The organism is Janibacter zhangyanbonis (assembly GCF_050507325.1).
Classification (GTDB): domain Bacteria; phylum Actinomycetota; class Actinomycetes; order Actinomycetales; family Dermatophilaceae; genus Janibacter.
In genome coordinates this window covers 2546771-2560376 of the sequence record NZ_CP191481.1, presented here as the reverse complement: position 1 = coordinate 2560376, position 13606 = coordinate 2546771, and the positions used below count along the sequence as shown (strand labels likewise).

Genomic DNA, 13606 nt, shown 5'->3' with positions numbered 1-13606 from the left:
GGTGGGTGACGCACACCACACCCGCACCGTGAGGGCCGGGGGCTACCGCCGCTCGCGCGGCGGCCCTAACCTGTCACTCGCAGCGCCGACCCGGTCGATCCCCCCTGCTCCCGGGTCGGCGCTGTCTGCACGATCAGGGCGTCGACGTGGCCGGCGAGTCGGTCGCGACCTCGGCCCGGCCGAGCGCGGTGTCGGCCACCCGCTCCATCTCGTCGACCGTGTAGGTCATGCCCTCGACCTCGGCGACCGACATGTAGGTGAGCGAGCTGCCCCGTGTGGCCTCGATCCACCAGTAGGTCGCGCCGGCGTCGTCGGAGAGGTGCCAGAAGCGGTAGCGCACGTCCTCGGACTTCGGCCGGGTGATCGTCTGGGTGACGTGGTAGGTGCCCTCGCACCGGGTGACGGCCTCGTCGACGGCCTCGGTCGGCGCCGCGGCGCCGTCGGCCGTGCCGATCCACTGGCCGGCGACGACGGTGCCCGCGGCGAGGGTCGCGGTGCTGCGGTCCCAGCTGCCGGTCGTGGGCGTCTCGAAGCACTGACCCTGCGGGTCGGTGCTTCCCTCGGTGCTCGTCACGTCGAGCCCGAGCGCGCCGGACCAGTCGCGCGAGCCGAGCATCCGGATCGGCTCCTGGCTGGTCACGGTGGTCGTCCCGGCGGGAGCCGTGCCCGTGCCCTGCTGGTCGCGGACGACGAGGGCGACGGAGGTGGCGACGACCGCGGCGGCTGCGACACCGGCGATCGCGCCGAGGACGCGGCGACGACGCGAGGACAGCGGCACGACGGTGCCGCCGGTGAGGCGCTCGCCGTCACGGCCCTCGGCGCGGGCGCGGACGAAGGCCGGCTCCGGCAGCGGCTCGGAGCGCACGTCGTCCATGAGCGACATGAGGGCAGCCCGCACGAGCTCGTCGTCCTCGGGGTCCCACGTGGGGTCGTGACGATCAGTCATCGTGGGCCTCCTTGTCGGCGAGGATCTTGGCGAGCTGCGCGCGCCCGCGGTGCAGGCGCGCCTTGATGGTGCCCGGCGGGGTGCCGGTCTGTCGGGAGATCTCCTCGACCGACATGTCGGTGAGGTAGTGGAGCGCGAGCGTCTCGCGCACGTCGGGGCCGAGGGTCCGCAGGGCAGCGATCACCGCCACCCGGTCCTCCGTGGGACCGGCTGGTGCCGGGGTCTCGCCGTGGCGTTCCATCGCCTTCGACCGGTTGGTGTCCTTGCGCCATGCAGAGATCGCGATGCGTCTGGCCACGGTTCGAACCCAGGCGCCCGGCTCGTCCGTGGCGCGGACCTGGTCCCACCGCTGCCACGCCCTGGCGAAGGCCTCCTGGGTGGAGTCCCGCGCCAGCTCGAGGTCACCCGTCGATGCATAGACGAGGTGGACCACACGCTGTGCCGTGGAGCGGTAGAAGTCGTCGAACTCGGCCTCCGCCGAGGCGTTGCCTCCCTTCATTCACCCCTCCAGACGCGTCAAGGGGGCACTCGGTTGCCCCCGATCCCGAAATCTTTTCGTGACCCCCGGCTTGCCTCCACCACCGGCCCCTCGTCGTCGGTGACGATGGGGGCGTGACGGTGATCGAGATGATCCGGTCGGCCACGACCGGGGAAGACGCTACCGCCCGACGCCCCGACGTGCGGGCTCTGGGCGGCGGCGCGGCGACCGCGCTCGCCGGCTGGTGCGTCACCGTCGTGCTCGTCCTCCTCGCGGGCCTGGCCGTCCCGCGGGCCTCCGCCGGCGTGGGAGAGGTGCTCGGGGCCGGCAGCCTCCTGTGGCTCGTCCTCGGCGGTGCCCGCCTGCACATCGGTGAGGGCGTCCTCGCGCTCACGCCGCTGCTCGGCCCGCTGCTGCTCGTCCTCGCGGCCCGCACCGGTGCCCGCCGCCTGCTGCCCGAGGCCCCGGACCTGCGGCTGCAGGGCGCCTGGCTCGGCGGCTACGCCGGCGTCGGCCTCCTCGCGGCCCTGCTCGGGCTGCTCTCGCCGGTCGGCCCCGGCTGGCTCAGCCTGCTGCTGCCCCTCGTCGCCCTCCCGGCCCTCGGCCTGGCGCTGGCGCACGGCCTGCCCGAGCCGCTCCTCGAGCGCTGGGACCAGGCGCCGCTGTCGCTGCGGCGTGGCCTGCTTCCCGGGGCGAAGGGGGCGGCGGCCCTCCTCGTGCTCGGCGCGGCTCTCGTCGTCGTCGCGACCCTCATCCACATCGGCCGGGTGGCGCACATCCAGTCCGAGCTCGACGCCGGGATCTTCGGCGGGCTGCTGCTCGTCGTCCTCCAGATCGGGCTGCTGCCCAACCTCGGCATCTGGGCGCTGTCCCTCGCTGCGGGGCCCGGCTTCGCGACGACGGGCGGGGCGATGACGACGTGGTCGGGGGCGGAGACCGGCTTGCTGCCGATGGTGCCGGTGCTCGCCGCCCAACCGCAGCCGGGCGACCTGCCGTGGGTGACCCACCTGCTCGTGCTGTTGCCCCTGCTCGTCGGCGGACTCGTCGGTCGGTGGGCCCTCGCCGAGGTGCCGCGCCTGGCGCCCACCCAGACCAAGCTCGCCGCCGTGCTCGCCGCTGTCGTCGTCGCCGCCCTCGGTGTCGTCCTGCTCGACGCCCTCGGCGGCGGGTCGATCGGCGCGGTGCGGCTGAGCGACATCGGCGCCCCCGCGCTGCCGCTGCTGCTCGCGCTCCTCGTCGAGCTCGCCCTCGGCGCCCTGGCCGTCGCCGCGCGCGACTGGTGGCAGCTGCGCCGCTGAGCGGACCCCCCTTCGCGCTGGCGGGTCAGGCCCGCGTCGACGGCTGACCGACTCCGCCGCGCATCACCCCAAGGTTCGGCAGGGGTGGCGGTCCGAAACTTCGCAAAACCCCAGGGTTTTGCAGGGTTGGCGGCCCGAAACTTCGCAAAACCCTAGGGTTGTGCAGGGTTCGTGGTCCGCCGCTTCGCACACCCCAGGGTTTCCAGTCGACCGCGCAGGCCCAGGAGGCCCGCTGGTGGACCCCCGAGCTGGGCGCCACCGCCAACGACGAGGCGATCCTGCCCTACAACTACAGCGTCGGCGTGAGCATGACGAGCTGCGAGAGCCGGCCGACGGGCGTGACCTGCCGGGTCGGCGACCACGGCTTCCGGATCAACGACTCCTCCTACACCACCTGGTGACGTTCGCCGGAGCAGACGAAGGGGCGCTCACCCACGCGACCTAGACTCGCGGGGTGAGCGCCCCCCTTCGTCTCGTCGTCCTCGTCTCCGGCTCCGGCACCCTCCTGCAGGCCCTGCTCGACGCCCAGACCGCCGGCACCCTGCCCGCGCAGGTCGTCGCCGTCGGCGCCGACCAGGAGTGCGTCGGCCTCGAGCGGGCGCGCGCCGCCGGGGTGGCGACCTTCGTCGAGGCGATGCGCGACCACGCCGACCGAGGCGCCTGGGACGCGGCGCTCGCCGCCCGCATCGCCGAGCACGCGCCGGGCCTGGTCGTCACCGCCGGGTTCATGAAGATCCTCGGCCCGCAGGCGCTCGCCGCCGCGACCTTCGTCAACACGCACCCGGCGCTGCTGCCGGCCTTCCCGGGCGCGCACGGCGTGCGTGACGCCCTGGCCTACGGCGTGACCGTCACCGGGTCGACCGCCCACCTCGTCGACGCCGGCGTCGACACCGGCCCGATCATCGAGCAGCGCACCGTCGCCATCGCTCCCGACGACACCGAGGCGAGCCTCCACGAGCGGATCAAGGTCGTCGAGCGGGAGATGCTCGTCGACGTCGTCACCGCGATGGCCGCCGGCGGCTGGCGCGTCGAGGGCCGTCGGGTGCACGTCGGCTGAGGCCCTAGACTCGGGACCACACGACTGGCGAAGGTGGATCACCACCGGGGAGTGAGAGTCGGGGTGCATCGCCCGCCTGGGTGCACCCGCCGCACCGCAGCAGATCTCCAGGAGTACCTGTGTCAGACCGTCGTCCCGTCCGCCGTGCCCTCGTCTCCGTCTACGACAAGACCGGCCTGGAGGACCTCGTCCGTGGTCTCGCCGACGCGGGTGTCGAGCTCGTCTCCACCGGCGGCTCCGCCGCGACGATCGCCGGTCTCGGCCTGCCCGTGACCAAGGTCGAGGACCTCACCGGCTTCCCCGAGTGCCTCGACGGCCGGGTCAAGACGCTGCACCCGCGCGTCCACGCCGGCATCCTCGCCGACACCCGCCTGCCCGACCACGTGCGCCAGCTCGAGGAGCTGGAGGTCGCCCCCTTCGACCTCGTCGTCGTCAACCTCTACCCCTTCGCCGACACCGTCGCCTCCGGTGCCGGCATCCAGGACTGCATCGAGAAGATCGACATCGGCGGCCCGACGATGGTGCGCGCCGCGGCGAAGAACCACGCCTCCGTCGCCATCGTCACCGACCCCTCGACCTACGGCGACGTCCTCGAGTCGGTGCGCGGTGGCGGCTTCACCCTCGCGCAGCGTCAGCGCCTGGCGACCGATGCCTTCGTCCACACGGCGACCTACGACGTGGCCGTCGCCTCGTGGATGGGCTCGGTGGTCAGCCCGAGCGATGAGACGCCCTTCCCCGGCTGGGTCGGCGGCACCTATGTCAAGAAGTCGGGCCTGCGCTACGGCGAGAACCCGCACCAGTCGGCCGCGCTCTACGTCACCGAGGCCGGCAGCGGCATCGCCGGTGCGGAGCAGCTGCACGGCAAGGAGATGTCGTACAACAACTACATCGACGGTGACGCCGCGCTGCGCGCCGCCCACGACCACGGCGACCAGCCGACCGTCGCGATCATCAAGCACGCCAACCCGTGCGGCATCGCGGTGGGGGAGAGCATCGAGGTCGCCTACGAGCGCGCCCACGCCTGCGACCCCGTCTCCGCCTACGGCGGCATCGTCGCGACCAACCGTCCGGTGACCGCGGCCATGGCCCGCGCCCTCAACGACACCTTCTCCGAAGTCGTCGTCGCGCCCGACTTCGACGCCGACGCCCTCGAGATCCTCCGCGAGAAGAAGAACCGTCGCCTGCTCAAGGCCGCGACGCCCGCCCCGGGCGGCGTCGAGACCCGGCCGGTCTCCGGTGGCCTGCTCGTGCAGCAGCGCGATGCCATCGACGGCGTGGTCGAGGCGAAGGGGGACGACAAGCCCACCCAGGGCCACGGCGACGACCCGAGCGCCTGGGCGCTCGTGACGGGTGAGGCGGCCGACGAGGCAACCCTCGCCGACCTCGCCTTCGCCTGGCGCGCGGTCCGCGCGACGAAGTCCAATGCGATCCTCCTGGCCAAGGACCAGGGCTCGGTCGGCATCGGCATGGGCCAGGTCAACCGCGTCGACTCCTGCCACCTCGCGGTGAGCCGGGCCGGCGAGGAGCGGGCGAAGGGGGCCGTCGCGGCCTCGGACGCCTTCTTCCCCTTCGCCGACGGGCTGCAGGTGCTGCTCGACGCCGGCGTCAGCGCCGTCGTCGCCCCTGGTGGGTCGGTGCGCGACGACGAGGTCGTCGCCGCGGCGCAGGCCGCCGGCATCACGATGTACTTCACCGGCACCCGCCACTTCGCCCACTGACCGGCCCGGCCGACGAGACGGAAGGATGACCTCATGACCGCACAGATCCTCGACGGCAAGGCGGCGCTCGCGTCGATCAAGCAGGAGCTGGCCGCTCGCGTGGCGGCCCTCAAGGAGCAGGGCATCACGCCGGGCCTGGGCACCGTGCTCGTCGGCGACGACCCGGGGAGCTCCTGGTACGTCGCCGCGAAGCACAAGGACTGCGCCGAGATCGGCATCACGAGCATCCGGCGGGACCTGCCCGGGACCTCGACGCTCGAGGAGGTCCTCGACGTCGTGCGTGGCCTCAACGACGACCCGGCGTGCACCGGCTTCCTCGTGCAGCAGCCGACCGGCCTGGATGAAAATGCGATCCTCTCGGCGGTCGACCCGGCCAAGGACGTCGACGGGCTGCACCCGACCAACCTCGGGTGGCTCGTGCTCGGCAAGCCGGCCCCGCTGCCGTGCACGCCGATGGGCTGCATCGAGCTGCTGCGTCGCCACGACGTGCCGATCGCGGGGGCGCGCGTCGCGGTCGTCGGGCGCGGGATCACCGTCGGGCGCCCGCTCAGCCTGATCCTCACCCGCCGCAGCGAGAATGCCACGGTCGTCTCCTGCCACACGGGCACGCGTGACCTCGCAGCCGAGGTGCGGCAGGCCGACATCGTCGTCGCCGCGGCCGGTGTGCCGGGCATCATCACGGCCGACATGGTCAAGCCCGGCGCCGCGGTCCTCGACGTGGGCGTCAGCCGGGTCGACGGCAAGATCGCCGGAGACGTGGCCGACGACGTCGCCGAGGTCGCCGGGTGGATCAGCCCCAACCCCGGGGGCGTCGGCCCGATGACCCGCGCGATGCTGCTGACCAATGTCGTCGAGGCCGCGGAGCAGCAGCTGCGATGAGCGAGCCCGAGCAGCCGACGGTCCCGGCCAGGCCGCCCCTCGACGTCCCCGCGCTCGCCGCGTGGTGGGTCGTGGCGGCCGGGGTCGCCGTCGCGATGCTCTTCCTCGCGACCGACCACGTGCTGAGGGCGACCCTCTGCCTCGGGGGGAGCCTGCTGCTCGCGGCCGCGCTGCGCCTGACCGTCCGCGGTTCGACCATGGGGGGCATCGCCGTGCGCGGGCCGCTCGTCGACGTCATCACCCTCGTCGTCCTGGGCGCCGCGGTGCTCGTCTCGGGCTTCACCCTCGACCTCACCGCGCGCTGATCCTCGGGGGCGCGGGGCCCCCTTCGTCCGGCGGCCGTCCCCATCCGGGGCGGCCGCCGACCTGTGTCCCGCCGGGGTGTTGGCCGGAGCCGACCGGCAGCGAACCGGCAATTCCCTGCCACTTCGTCAGCGTCTGGTGTGCGCAGGGTCACGGAACAGTAAGTTCTTGTAGGTCGGGGAACCGGTTCCCAAGGGGGGTTCTGGGACAGGGCGGCCCCCACCGCCCCGCAGGAGCACGTGTGCGCGGTGGGGGCCGCCCTCGCCGCACGTGGTGACCACGCCACGGGGAGGGAACGCATGTCTGCACATATGAGCACCCGCACCGCCGCCTCGGCGGGCCTGGCCGCCGGCCTGGCCCTGGGAGGCAGCTTCTTCGTCGTCTCGGCCGCCTCGGCGGCACCTGCCGAGCACACGACCATCTGCCACGCCACGGGCACCCCCGACGACAACGGCAACGGCTTCGTCGTCATCTCCCCGTCGGAGACCGGGGTCATGCGTGGCCACGCCAACTGGGACTTCAAGAACCACGAGTACTACGACAACGGCCACGCCGCCGATGTCATCCCGCCCTTCACGTACACCGACAAGGACGGCGACCACACCTTCCCGGGTCAGAACTGGAACGACAACTGGGAGGTCGACGCCGACGGCAAGCCGATGGGCACGGTTGAGGCGTCGCAGTGCGAGGCGCCCACCGAGCCGACCGAGCCCACTGAGCCGACCGAGCCCACGGAGCCGACCGAGCCCACTGAGCCGACCGAGCCGACTGAGCCGACCGAGCCGACTGAGCCGACCGAGCCGACTGAGCCGACTGAGCCGACTGAGCCGACTGAGCCGACCGAGCCGACTGAGCCGACCGAGCCGACTGAGCCGACCGAGCCGACCGAGCCCACTGAGCCGACTGAGCCGACCGAGCCGACCGAGCCGACCGAGCCGACCGAGCCGACCGAGCCGACCGAGCCGACCGAGCCGACGGTGACGTCGACGAGCGACACCCCGGTGCCGCCGGTCGACGAGCCCGGCGGCCCGTCGACCCCGGGCGTCGTCCAGACCGACGGCCTCGGTGCCGACGGTGGCAACAACCTGCTGGCCGGCCTCGGAGTCGCCGCCCTCCTCGGTGCCGGTGGCGCCGTCGTGACGGTGGGTCTGCGCAACGCCGCCCGTCGCCACTGACGACAGCACGAAGGGGACCCGTCGCACCATCTGGTGCGGCGGGCCCCCTTCGTGCTCTGGGTCGATGTATCAGGGTGCGTCAGGACTCACCCTGATACATCGACACCGAGCGGGTGCTGGCGTCAGCCCTTGATGAGGCCGAGCTTGGTGACGGCGTCGCGCTCCTCGGCGAGCTCGGCGACCGAGGCGTCGATCTTGGCGCGCGAGAAGTCGTCGATCTCGAGGCCCTGGACGATCTCCCACGCGCCGTCCTTGACGGTGACGGGGAAGGAGGAGATGAGGCCCTCGGGGACACCGTAGGAACCGTCGGAGCAGACCGACATCGACACCCAGTCACCCTCGGGGGTGCCGAGGGCCCAGTCGCGGGCGTGGTCGACGGTGGCCGACGCGGCGGAGGCGGCGGAGGAGGCGCCACGCGCCTCGATGATCGCGGCGCCACGCTTGGCGACGGTCGGGATGAAGGTGCTCTCCAGCCACTCCTGGTCGCCCACGGCCTCGGCGGCGTTCTTGCCGGAGACCTCGGCGTGGAAGAGGTCGGGGTACTGGGTCGCCGAGTGGTTGCCCCAGATCGTCATCTTCTTGATCTCGGTGACCGGCACGTCGAGCTTGGCCGACAGCTGGCTGATGGCGCGGTTGTGGTCCAGACGCGTCAGGGCGCTGAAGCGCTCGCGCGGGATGTCGGGCGCGTTGTTCATCGCGATGAGGGCGTTGGTGTTGGCCGGGTTGCCGGTGATCGTCACGTGGACGTCGTCGGCCGCGACCTTGTTGAGCGCCGCGCCCTGCGGGGCGAAGATGCCGCCGTTGGCCTCGAGGAGGTCACCGCGCTCCATGCCCGGGCCGCGGGGGCGGGCGCCGACGAGGAGCGCGTGGTTGACACCGTCGAAGACCTTTTCGGCGTCGTCGCCGATCTCCACGCCGGCGAGCGTCGGGAAGGCGCAGTCGTCGAGCTCCATGACGACGCCCTCGAGGGCCTTGAGGGCCGGGGTGATCTCGAGCAGACGCAGCTCGACCGGGGTGTCCGGGCCGAAGAGCGACCCGCTGGCGATGCGGAAGAGAAGGCTGTAGCCGATCTGGCCGGCGGCGCCGGTGACAGCGACCTTGACGGGAGTGGTGCTCACGAGAAGTCGTACCCCTTCGTGCGGTGGTTGGGGAGCAAGTACGGGATCGACCCTACTCCGAGGCGGTCACCCGGTGTCAGCGGTGTCCGTCAGCCCAGCTCGACGAGCGCCACCGGGTCCGTCGTCGGCTGCCGCGACCCGTCGGCGGGCTCGATGCTCAGGCCGACCCCCTTCGCGGTGGCGACGTCGCCCTCGAGGAGCATCTCGCCGTCGGTGCCCGGGACCATCCCGGCGGAGGTCATCTCGCCCGACGCGTCCTGCAGCCAGGCCTGGTAGGCGCGTCCGCTGCCGGGGTCGGCCAGGCCGGTCACCTGCAGCACCGCCTTGCCCATCCGCTCCGAGCGCACGACCCGCACGGTGCCGCCGTCGGTGGCGGTCACCTGCTCGCCGTGGGCGTCGGGGGCGGCCATGACCTCCTCGGAGATGCTCGTCGTGGCCCGGTCGACGACCTGCCAGGTGACCCCGCCGCCGACGACGAGGGCGGCGGCCGCGGCCAGGGCGACCCAGCGTCGCCTCGCCCGCTGACGAAGGGGGAGCACCCGCGCCTCGTCGGCACGGCCGGAGTGCGTCCGCTCGTCGTCCTGTCGGTCGTCGTGCCGCCGGCCGGGGTCCTGCCGCTCGTCTGCCACCGGCGGGGGGTCCTGCCGGGTCTGCGCCGCCTGCCGCAGCACCTCGGCCCGCAGCGCGGGCGGCGGCGTGACGGCGACGGTCTCGGCGAGCAGGGGCGGGACCGCGCCGAAGGAGTCGACCTCGTCGCGGCAGGTCGCGCAGCGGGCGAGGTGCTCCTCGAAGTCGGCGCGCTCGCCGTCGTCGAGGGCGTCGAGGACGTAGGCCCCGGAGAGGCTGTGCAGGTCGTCGCTCATGGGGTCACTCCCAGCTGGTCCCTCAGACGGATGAGTCCGTCGCGGATACGTGTCTTGGCGGTGCCGAGGGGCAAGTCGAGGAGACCGGCGACCTCGGTGTGGGTGTAGCCGCCGAGGTAGGCCAGGCTCACGGCCTCGCGCTGGACCTCGGTCAGGCCCTCGAGGGCCGCCCGCACCCGGGCGGCCTCGATGCGGGCGGTCGCGTGCTCCGCCGTGGTGTCGAAGTCGACCTCCCGCGAGCGGGCGTGCCACCCGTCGTCGCGCACGACGGACGCCTGGCTCGAGCGCACCCGGTCGACCGCGCGTCGGTGGGCCATGGTGAGCAGCCAGCCGATCGCCGACCCGCGCTGCGGGTCGAAGTGGCTCGCCCGGCGCCACACCTCGAGGAAGACCTCCTGGGTGACCTCCTCGGACTGCGCCGGGTTGCGCAGGACCCGCAGCACGAGACCGTGCAGGCGCGGTGCCGTCTCGTCGTAGACGGCGGCGAAGGCGGCCTCGTCCCCCTTCGCCACCTGCTTGAGGCGGTGGGCGAGCTGGTCGCCCCCGCGGCCGGACTCCCCGCGGGCGCCCGTGGGGGCGTCCGGGGGATCCTGCTCACGAGGAGGGGGCACGAGGTCCATGATGACGCGTCAGGTCACTTCGCCGTCGGCAGGAGCACCGAGTCGACGATGTAGACCGTGGCATTGGCGGTCTGGACGTTGCCGCAGATCACCGATGCCTTGCCGACGGTGAAGTCCTCGCCCGAGCCCTTGACGGTGAGCTTGTCGCCGGCGAGCGTCTCGTGGGTGCCGGCGAGGTCCTCGGGGGTCAGGCGGCCCTCGACGACGTGGTGGGTGAGCACGGTCGTCAGCAGGCCCTTGGGGTCGCCCATCGCCTTGTCGAGGGTGGCCTGGTCCATCGCGGCGAAGGCGTCGTCGGTCGGGGCGAAGACGGTGATGTCCTCGGCCGAGTTGAGGGTCTTGGCCAGATCGGCCTCGGTCACGGCCTTGACGAGGGTCTTGAGCAGCGGGTTGTTGCTCGCGGCCGTGGCGACGGGGTCGGTCGACATGCCGTCGAAGGAGCCCTTGCCGTCGGTGGGCACGGATTCGCAGCCCTCGCCGAAGGGAGCGTCCGCCTCCATGGAGTCGGTGGACGAGGACATCGAGTCGTCGGACCCCATCGACTCCGAGCTCGTGGACGAGGAGGCCGAGCCCCCGGCGTCCGAGCCGTCGTCACCGCAGGCGGTCAGGGCGAAGGGGAGCGCGGCTGCGGCGAGCAGGGCGACGGTGCGGGTCGTGGTCATGCGGGACATGTCGTGCCTCCGGTCATCGTGGGTGGCTGTGCGACAAGGGATTCGGAGCCGTCGGGCGTGCGGATGGGTCAGTCCGTCACGGTCACGGCGATCGAGTGCCAGCCGGTGGCGCCCGCGGGGAAGGGGGTGGCCTCCTGACGGGTCTGCACCTCGCCGGTGCCGTCGGTGGCGCGCACGGTGAGGTCGTGCCGACCGGGGGTGGCGTCCCACGGCAGGAACCACTGGCGCCAGCAGTCGACGTCGGCCTCGGTGCCGAGGGTGGCGCGCTGCCAGTCGCCGTCGTCGATGCGCACCTCGACGCGCGAGATGCCCCGTCGCTGCGCCCAGGCCACGCCGCCGATGACGGTGCGCCCGGGGCCGATGCGGCGCAGGGCTCGGGGGGTGTCGATCCGCGCCTGGGTGCGCACCCGGCCGTCGGTCGCCCAGTCGCGGTCGGTCCAGTAGGCGCTCGCCGCGTCGTAGCGGGTGACGGTCATGCGGGTGAGCCACTTCGTGGCGCCGACGAAGCCGTAGAGCCCCGGGGTGACGAGGCGAGCCGGGAAGCCGTGCTCACGGGGCAGGGGAGCACCGTTCATGCCGACGGCGACGAGCGCGTCGCGGCCGTCGAGCAGCGCGGACAGCGGGGTGGAGATCGTCATGCCGTCGGTCGACGTCGACAGCACCTGCAGGTCGGGATCCCTCGGGTCGCGGTCGATACCGGCGCGGGCGAGCAGCTCGCGGGTGGGCACCCCGAGCCACCGGGCGGTGCCGATGTAGGGGCCGCCGACCTCGTTGGAGACGCAGTTGAGCGTGATGTCGCGCTCGACCATGGGCGTCGCGAGCAGCTCGTCGATGTCGAGGGTGACCTCGCGCGGCACGTCGCCGTCGATCGTCAGCGACCACTCGCCGGGGTCGACGCGCGGGGCGAGCAGCGCGGTGTCGATCCGGTAGAAGTCGGCATTGGGGGTGACGAAGGGGGAGATCCCCGCCGTGCCGACCTCGACCCCCTTCGGCAGGGGTGGCAGGGGCCGGGCCGGCTCGGGCAGGGTCAGGGTCGGGGGCGTGGAGCGACCGATGAGGGCCTGGCCGGACCCGCCGATGAGCAGGGCCGCCGCGCCGGTGCCGCCGAGGGCGACGACCCGGCGGCGGGTCGGCTGCGCGGGGTCGGCGTGGGCGGAGCCGGAGGGCAGCACCCGCGCGACGAGCAGGTCGAGGGTGAGCACGCCGACCACGGCAGCCACGACGGCGGGCAGCCAGGCGAGGGGGTCGGCGCTGGGCCGGAGCGCGGCCGCGGCGCCGGCGAGCCCGGTGAGCAGCAGGAGCAGCAGGGTGGAGACGAGGCGGGAGCGCGGCCGGACCGCTCCCGCGACGGCCGCGAGCAGCAGCGCGACGACCGCGACCGAGCCGATGAGGATCGGCTTGTCCGCGGTGCCGAAGGTGCCGACCGCCCACTCCTTGACGGGCGTCGGGGTCGCGTCGACGACCTGGCTGCCGACGGCGAGCACCGGCGACGAGGCCGGCGACGTCAGGGCCGCGACGAGGTGGGCGGCCGCCGTGCCGAGGCAGGCCGCGAGGACTCCGCAGGCGGCGGGGAGGGCTGACCGAGAGCTCATGGAGGGGGTTCGGTGCCGCCGCCTGCGGCGGATGGTCCGGTCAGACGCCCTCGACGTCGACGTCGGCGCGGTTGACGCCGGTGATGACGGCATAGGTCGCGCCGGCGATCGCGGCCCCGACGATCGGTGCGACCCAGAAGGCCCACAGCTGCCCCGCGGCGCCGTCCTGGAAGAAGGCGACGGCCGTCGAGCGGGCGGGGTTGACCGAGGTGTTGCTGATCGGGATCGAGATCAGGTGGATGAGGGTCAGCCCGAGACCGATGGCGATCGGCGCGAAGCCCACGGGCGCGCGGTCGTCCGTGGCCCCGAGGATGATGTAGAGGAAGAAGGCGGTGAGCACGACCTCGGCGATGAGGACGGCGGCGAGGGTGTAGCCGCCGGGGGAGTGGGCGCCGTAGCCGTTGGCCGCGAAGCCGGCGCCGGCGTCGAAGCCGTCCTTGCCGCTCGCGATGGCGTAGAGGACGCCACCGGCGACCAGGCCGGCGACGACCTGTGTGATGACGTAGGCCGGCACGTCCTTCCAGTCGAAGCGCCGTCCGGTCGCCAGACCGATGGTCACCGCGGGGTTGAAGTGGCCACCGGAGACGTGCCCGACGGCGTAGGCCATCGTCAGCACGGTCAGGCCGAAGGCGAGGGCGACACCGACGAAGCCGATGCCCAGCCCGGAGTCCTTGCCGTCGACGACGTGCTGGGCGGCGAAGATCGCGGAGCCGCAGCCCCCGAGGACGAGCCAGAAGGTGCCGAGGAATTCGGCGCCGAGTCGGTGGACGAGTGAGTGCTGCATGGCCAGTGCTCCTGACGTCGGTGACGGCCCCTGTGGCCGTCCCGACGAGCCTAGGGAGTGCAGGTCACGTGCGCATGACGAGTCGGCTCAGCACGACGAAGGGG

General features: G+C 73.1%; 15 protein-coding genes and 1 riboswitch. Of the genes, 7 read left to right on the top strand and 8 right to left on the bottom strand.

Annotation, left to right across the window (positions count from 1 at the left end; all coding sequences use genetic code 11):
- Window positions 1–133 precede the first annotated feature (133 nt).
- A complete protein-coding gene (locus tag ACQBJO_RS12465) occupies window positions 134–946 on the bottom strand; it encodes a hypothetical protein (RefSeq protein ID WP_421007557.1) in 813 nt (270 codons plus the stop codon).
- The gene (locus ACQBJO_RS12460; RefSeq protein WP_421007556.1) at window positions 939–1445 is read right to left on the bottom strand and encodes an RNA polymerase sigma factor; all 507 of its coding nucleotides are present in this window, start codon (window positions 1443–1445) and stop codon (window positions 939–941) included. Before ACQBJO_RS12460 ends, ACQBJO_RS12465 begins: the two co-directional genes overlap by 8 nt.
- A gap of 113 nt (window positions 1446–1558) precedes the next feature.
- Here ACQBJO_RS12460 and ACQBJO_RS12455 point away from each other — a divergent pair, with 113 nt between their 5' ends.
- From ACQBJO_RS12455 to ACQBJO_RS12425, 7 genes are all read left to right on the top strand, one after another.
- On the top strand, window positions 1559–2722 hold the full coding sequence (locus tag ACQBJO_RS12455) for a cell division protein PerM (protein ID WP_421007555.1): 1164 nt from the start codon (window positions 1559–1561) through the stop codon (window positions 2720–2722).
- Window positions 2723–2880: 158 nt separating this feature from the next.
- Window positions 2881–3123, top strand: coding sequence for a hypothetical protein (locus ACQBJO_RS12450; protein ID WP_421007554.1), 243 nt, complete (start codon window positions 2881–2883; stop codon window positions 3121–3123).
- Between the two features lie 53 nt (window positions 3124–3176).
- Entirely contained in the window at window positions 3177–3779 is a 603-nt protein-coding gene (gene purN, locus ACQBJO_RS12445) for a phosphoribosylglycinamide formyltransferase (RefSeq protein ID WP_430407108.1), read from the top strand.
- 10 nt (window positions 3780–3789) lie between these two features.
- A riboswitch (ZMP/ZTP riboswitch) is annotated at window positions 3790–3868 on the top strand.
- Between the two features lie 30 nt (window positions 3869–3898).
- Window positions 3899–5497, top strand: a complete 1599-nt coding sequence (gene purH, locus ACQBJO_RS12440; RefSeq protein ID WP_421007553.1) for a bifunctional phosphoribosylaminoimidazolecarboxamide formyltransferase/IMP cyclohydrolase — start codon at window positions 3899–3901, stop codon at window positions 5495–5497.
- A 33-nt stretch (window positions 5498–5530) separates the two neighbouring features.
- The gene (locus ACQBJO_RS12435) at window positions 5531–6376 is read left to right on the top strand and encodes a bifunctional methylenetetrahydrofolate dehydrogenase/methenyltetrahydrofolate cyclohydrolase (RefSeq protein WP_421007552.1); all 846 of its coding nucleotides are present in this window, start codon (window positions 5531–5533) and stop codon (window positions 6374–6376) included.
- Complete coding sequence (locus ACQBJO_RS12430; RefSeq protein WP_255184124.1) at window positions 6373–6681, top strand: DUF3017 domain-containing protein; 309 nt, start codon at window positions 6373–6375, stop codon at window positions 6679–6681. Before ACQBJO_RS12435 ends, ACQBJO_RS12430 begins: the two co-directional genes overlap by 4 nt.
- 309 nt (window positions 6682–6990) lie before the next feature.
- Entirely contained in the window at window positions 6991–7854 is an 864-nt protein-coding gene (locus ACQBJO_RS12425) for a hypothetical protein (RefSeq protein ID WP_430407107.1), read from the top strand.
- A 122-nt stretch (window positions 7855–7976) separates the two neighbouring features.
- On the opposite strand, the gene ACQBJO_RS12420 is transcribed toward ACQBJO_RS12425, so the two are convergent.
- The 6 genes from ACQBJO_RS12420 to aqpZ all read right to left on the bottom strand — a co-directional run bounded on the left by ACQBJO_RS12420 (window position 7977) and on the right by aqpZ (window position 13502).
- Window positions 7977–8972, bottom strand: coding sequence for a malate dehydrogenase (locus tag ACQBJO_RS12420; protein ID WP_421007550.1), 996 nt, complete (start codon window positions 8970–8972; stop codon window positions 7977–7979).
- Window positions 8973–9061: 89 nt separating this feature from the next.
- Entirely contained in the window at window positions 9062–9835 is a 774-nt protein-coding gene (locus tag ACQBJO_RS12415) for an anti-sigma factor (protein WP_421007549.1), read from the bottom strand.
- Entirely contained in the window at window positions 9832–10455 is a 624-nt protein-coding gene (gene sigK / locus ACQBJO_RS12410) for an ECF RNA polymerase sigma factor SigK (RefSeq protein ID WP_421007548.1), read from the bottom strand. The genes ACQBJO_RS12415 and sigK overlap by 4 nt, the downstream gene beginning before the upstream one ends.
- A 14-nt stretch (window positions 10456–10469) precedes the next feature.
- Window positions 10470–11126, bottom strand: coding sequence for a fasciclin domain-containing protein (locus ACQBJO_RS12405; protein ID WP_430407106.1), 657 nt, complete (start codon window positions 11124–11126; stop codon window positions 10470–10472).
- Window positions 11127–11194: 68 nt separating this feature from the next.
- A complete protein-coding gene (locus ACQBJO_RS12400; protein WP_421007546.1) occupies window positions 11195–12718 on the bottom strand; it encodes a molybdopterin-dependent oxidoreductase in 1524 nt (507 codons plus the stop codon).
- A gap of 40 nt (window positions 12719–12758) precedes the next feature.
- Window positions 12759–13502 (bottom strand): aquaporin Z, encoded by a 744-nt coding sequence (aqpZ, locus tag ACQBJO_RS12395; RefSeq protein ID WP_421007545.1) that lies wholly within the window; start codon window positions 13500–13502, stop codon window positions 12759–12761.
- Between the last annotated feature and the right edge of the window lie 104 nt (window positions 13503–13606).

Coding starts and splice junctions, on each gene's coding strand:
- ACQBJO_RS12405 (WP_430407106.1), bottom strand. CDS start 11,126: ATGTCCCGCATGACCACGACCCGCACCGTCGCCCTGCTCGCCGCAGCC.
- ACQBJO_RS12435 (WP_421007552.1), top strand. CDS start 5,531: ATGACCGCACAGATCCTCGACGGCAAGGCGGCGCTCGCGTCGATCAAG.
- ACQBJO_RS12400 (WP_421007546.1), bottom strand. CDS start 12,718: ATGAGCTCTCGGTCAGCCCTCCCCGCCGCCTGCGGAGTCCTCGCGGCC.
- ACQBJO_RS12415 (WP_421007549.1), bottom strand. CDS start 9,835: ATGAGCGACGACCTGCACAGCCTCTCCGGGGCCTACGTCCTCGACGCC.
- aqpZ (WP_421007545.1), bottom strand. CDS start 13,502: ATGCAGCACTCACTCGTCCACCGACTCGGCGCCGAATTCCTCGGCACC.
- ACQBJO_RS12430 (WP_255184124.1), top strand. CDS start 6,373: ATGAGCGAGCCCGAGCAGCCGACGGTCCCGGCCAGGCCGCCCCTCGAC.
- ACQBJO_RS12465 (WP_421007557.1), bottom strand. CDS start 946: ATGACTGATCGTCACGACCCCACGTGGGACCCCGAGGACGACGAGCTC.
- sigK (WP_421007548.1), bottom strand. CDS start 10,455: ATGGACCTCGTGCCCCCTCCTCGTGAGCAGGATCCCCCGGACGCCCCC.
- ACQBJO_RS12460 (WP_421007556.1), bottom strand. CDS start 1,445: ATGAAGGGAGGCAACGCCTCGGCGGAGGCCGAGTTCGACGACTTCTAC.
- ACQBJO_RS12425 (WP_430407107.1), top strand. CDS start 6,991: ATGAGCACCCGCACCGCCGCCTCGGCGGGCCTGGCCGCCGGCCTGGCC.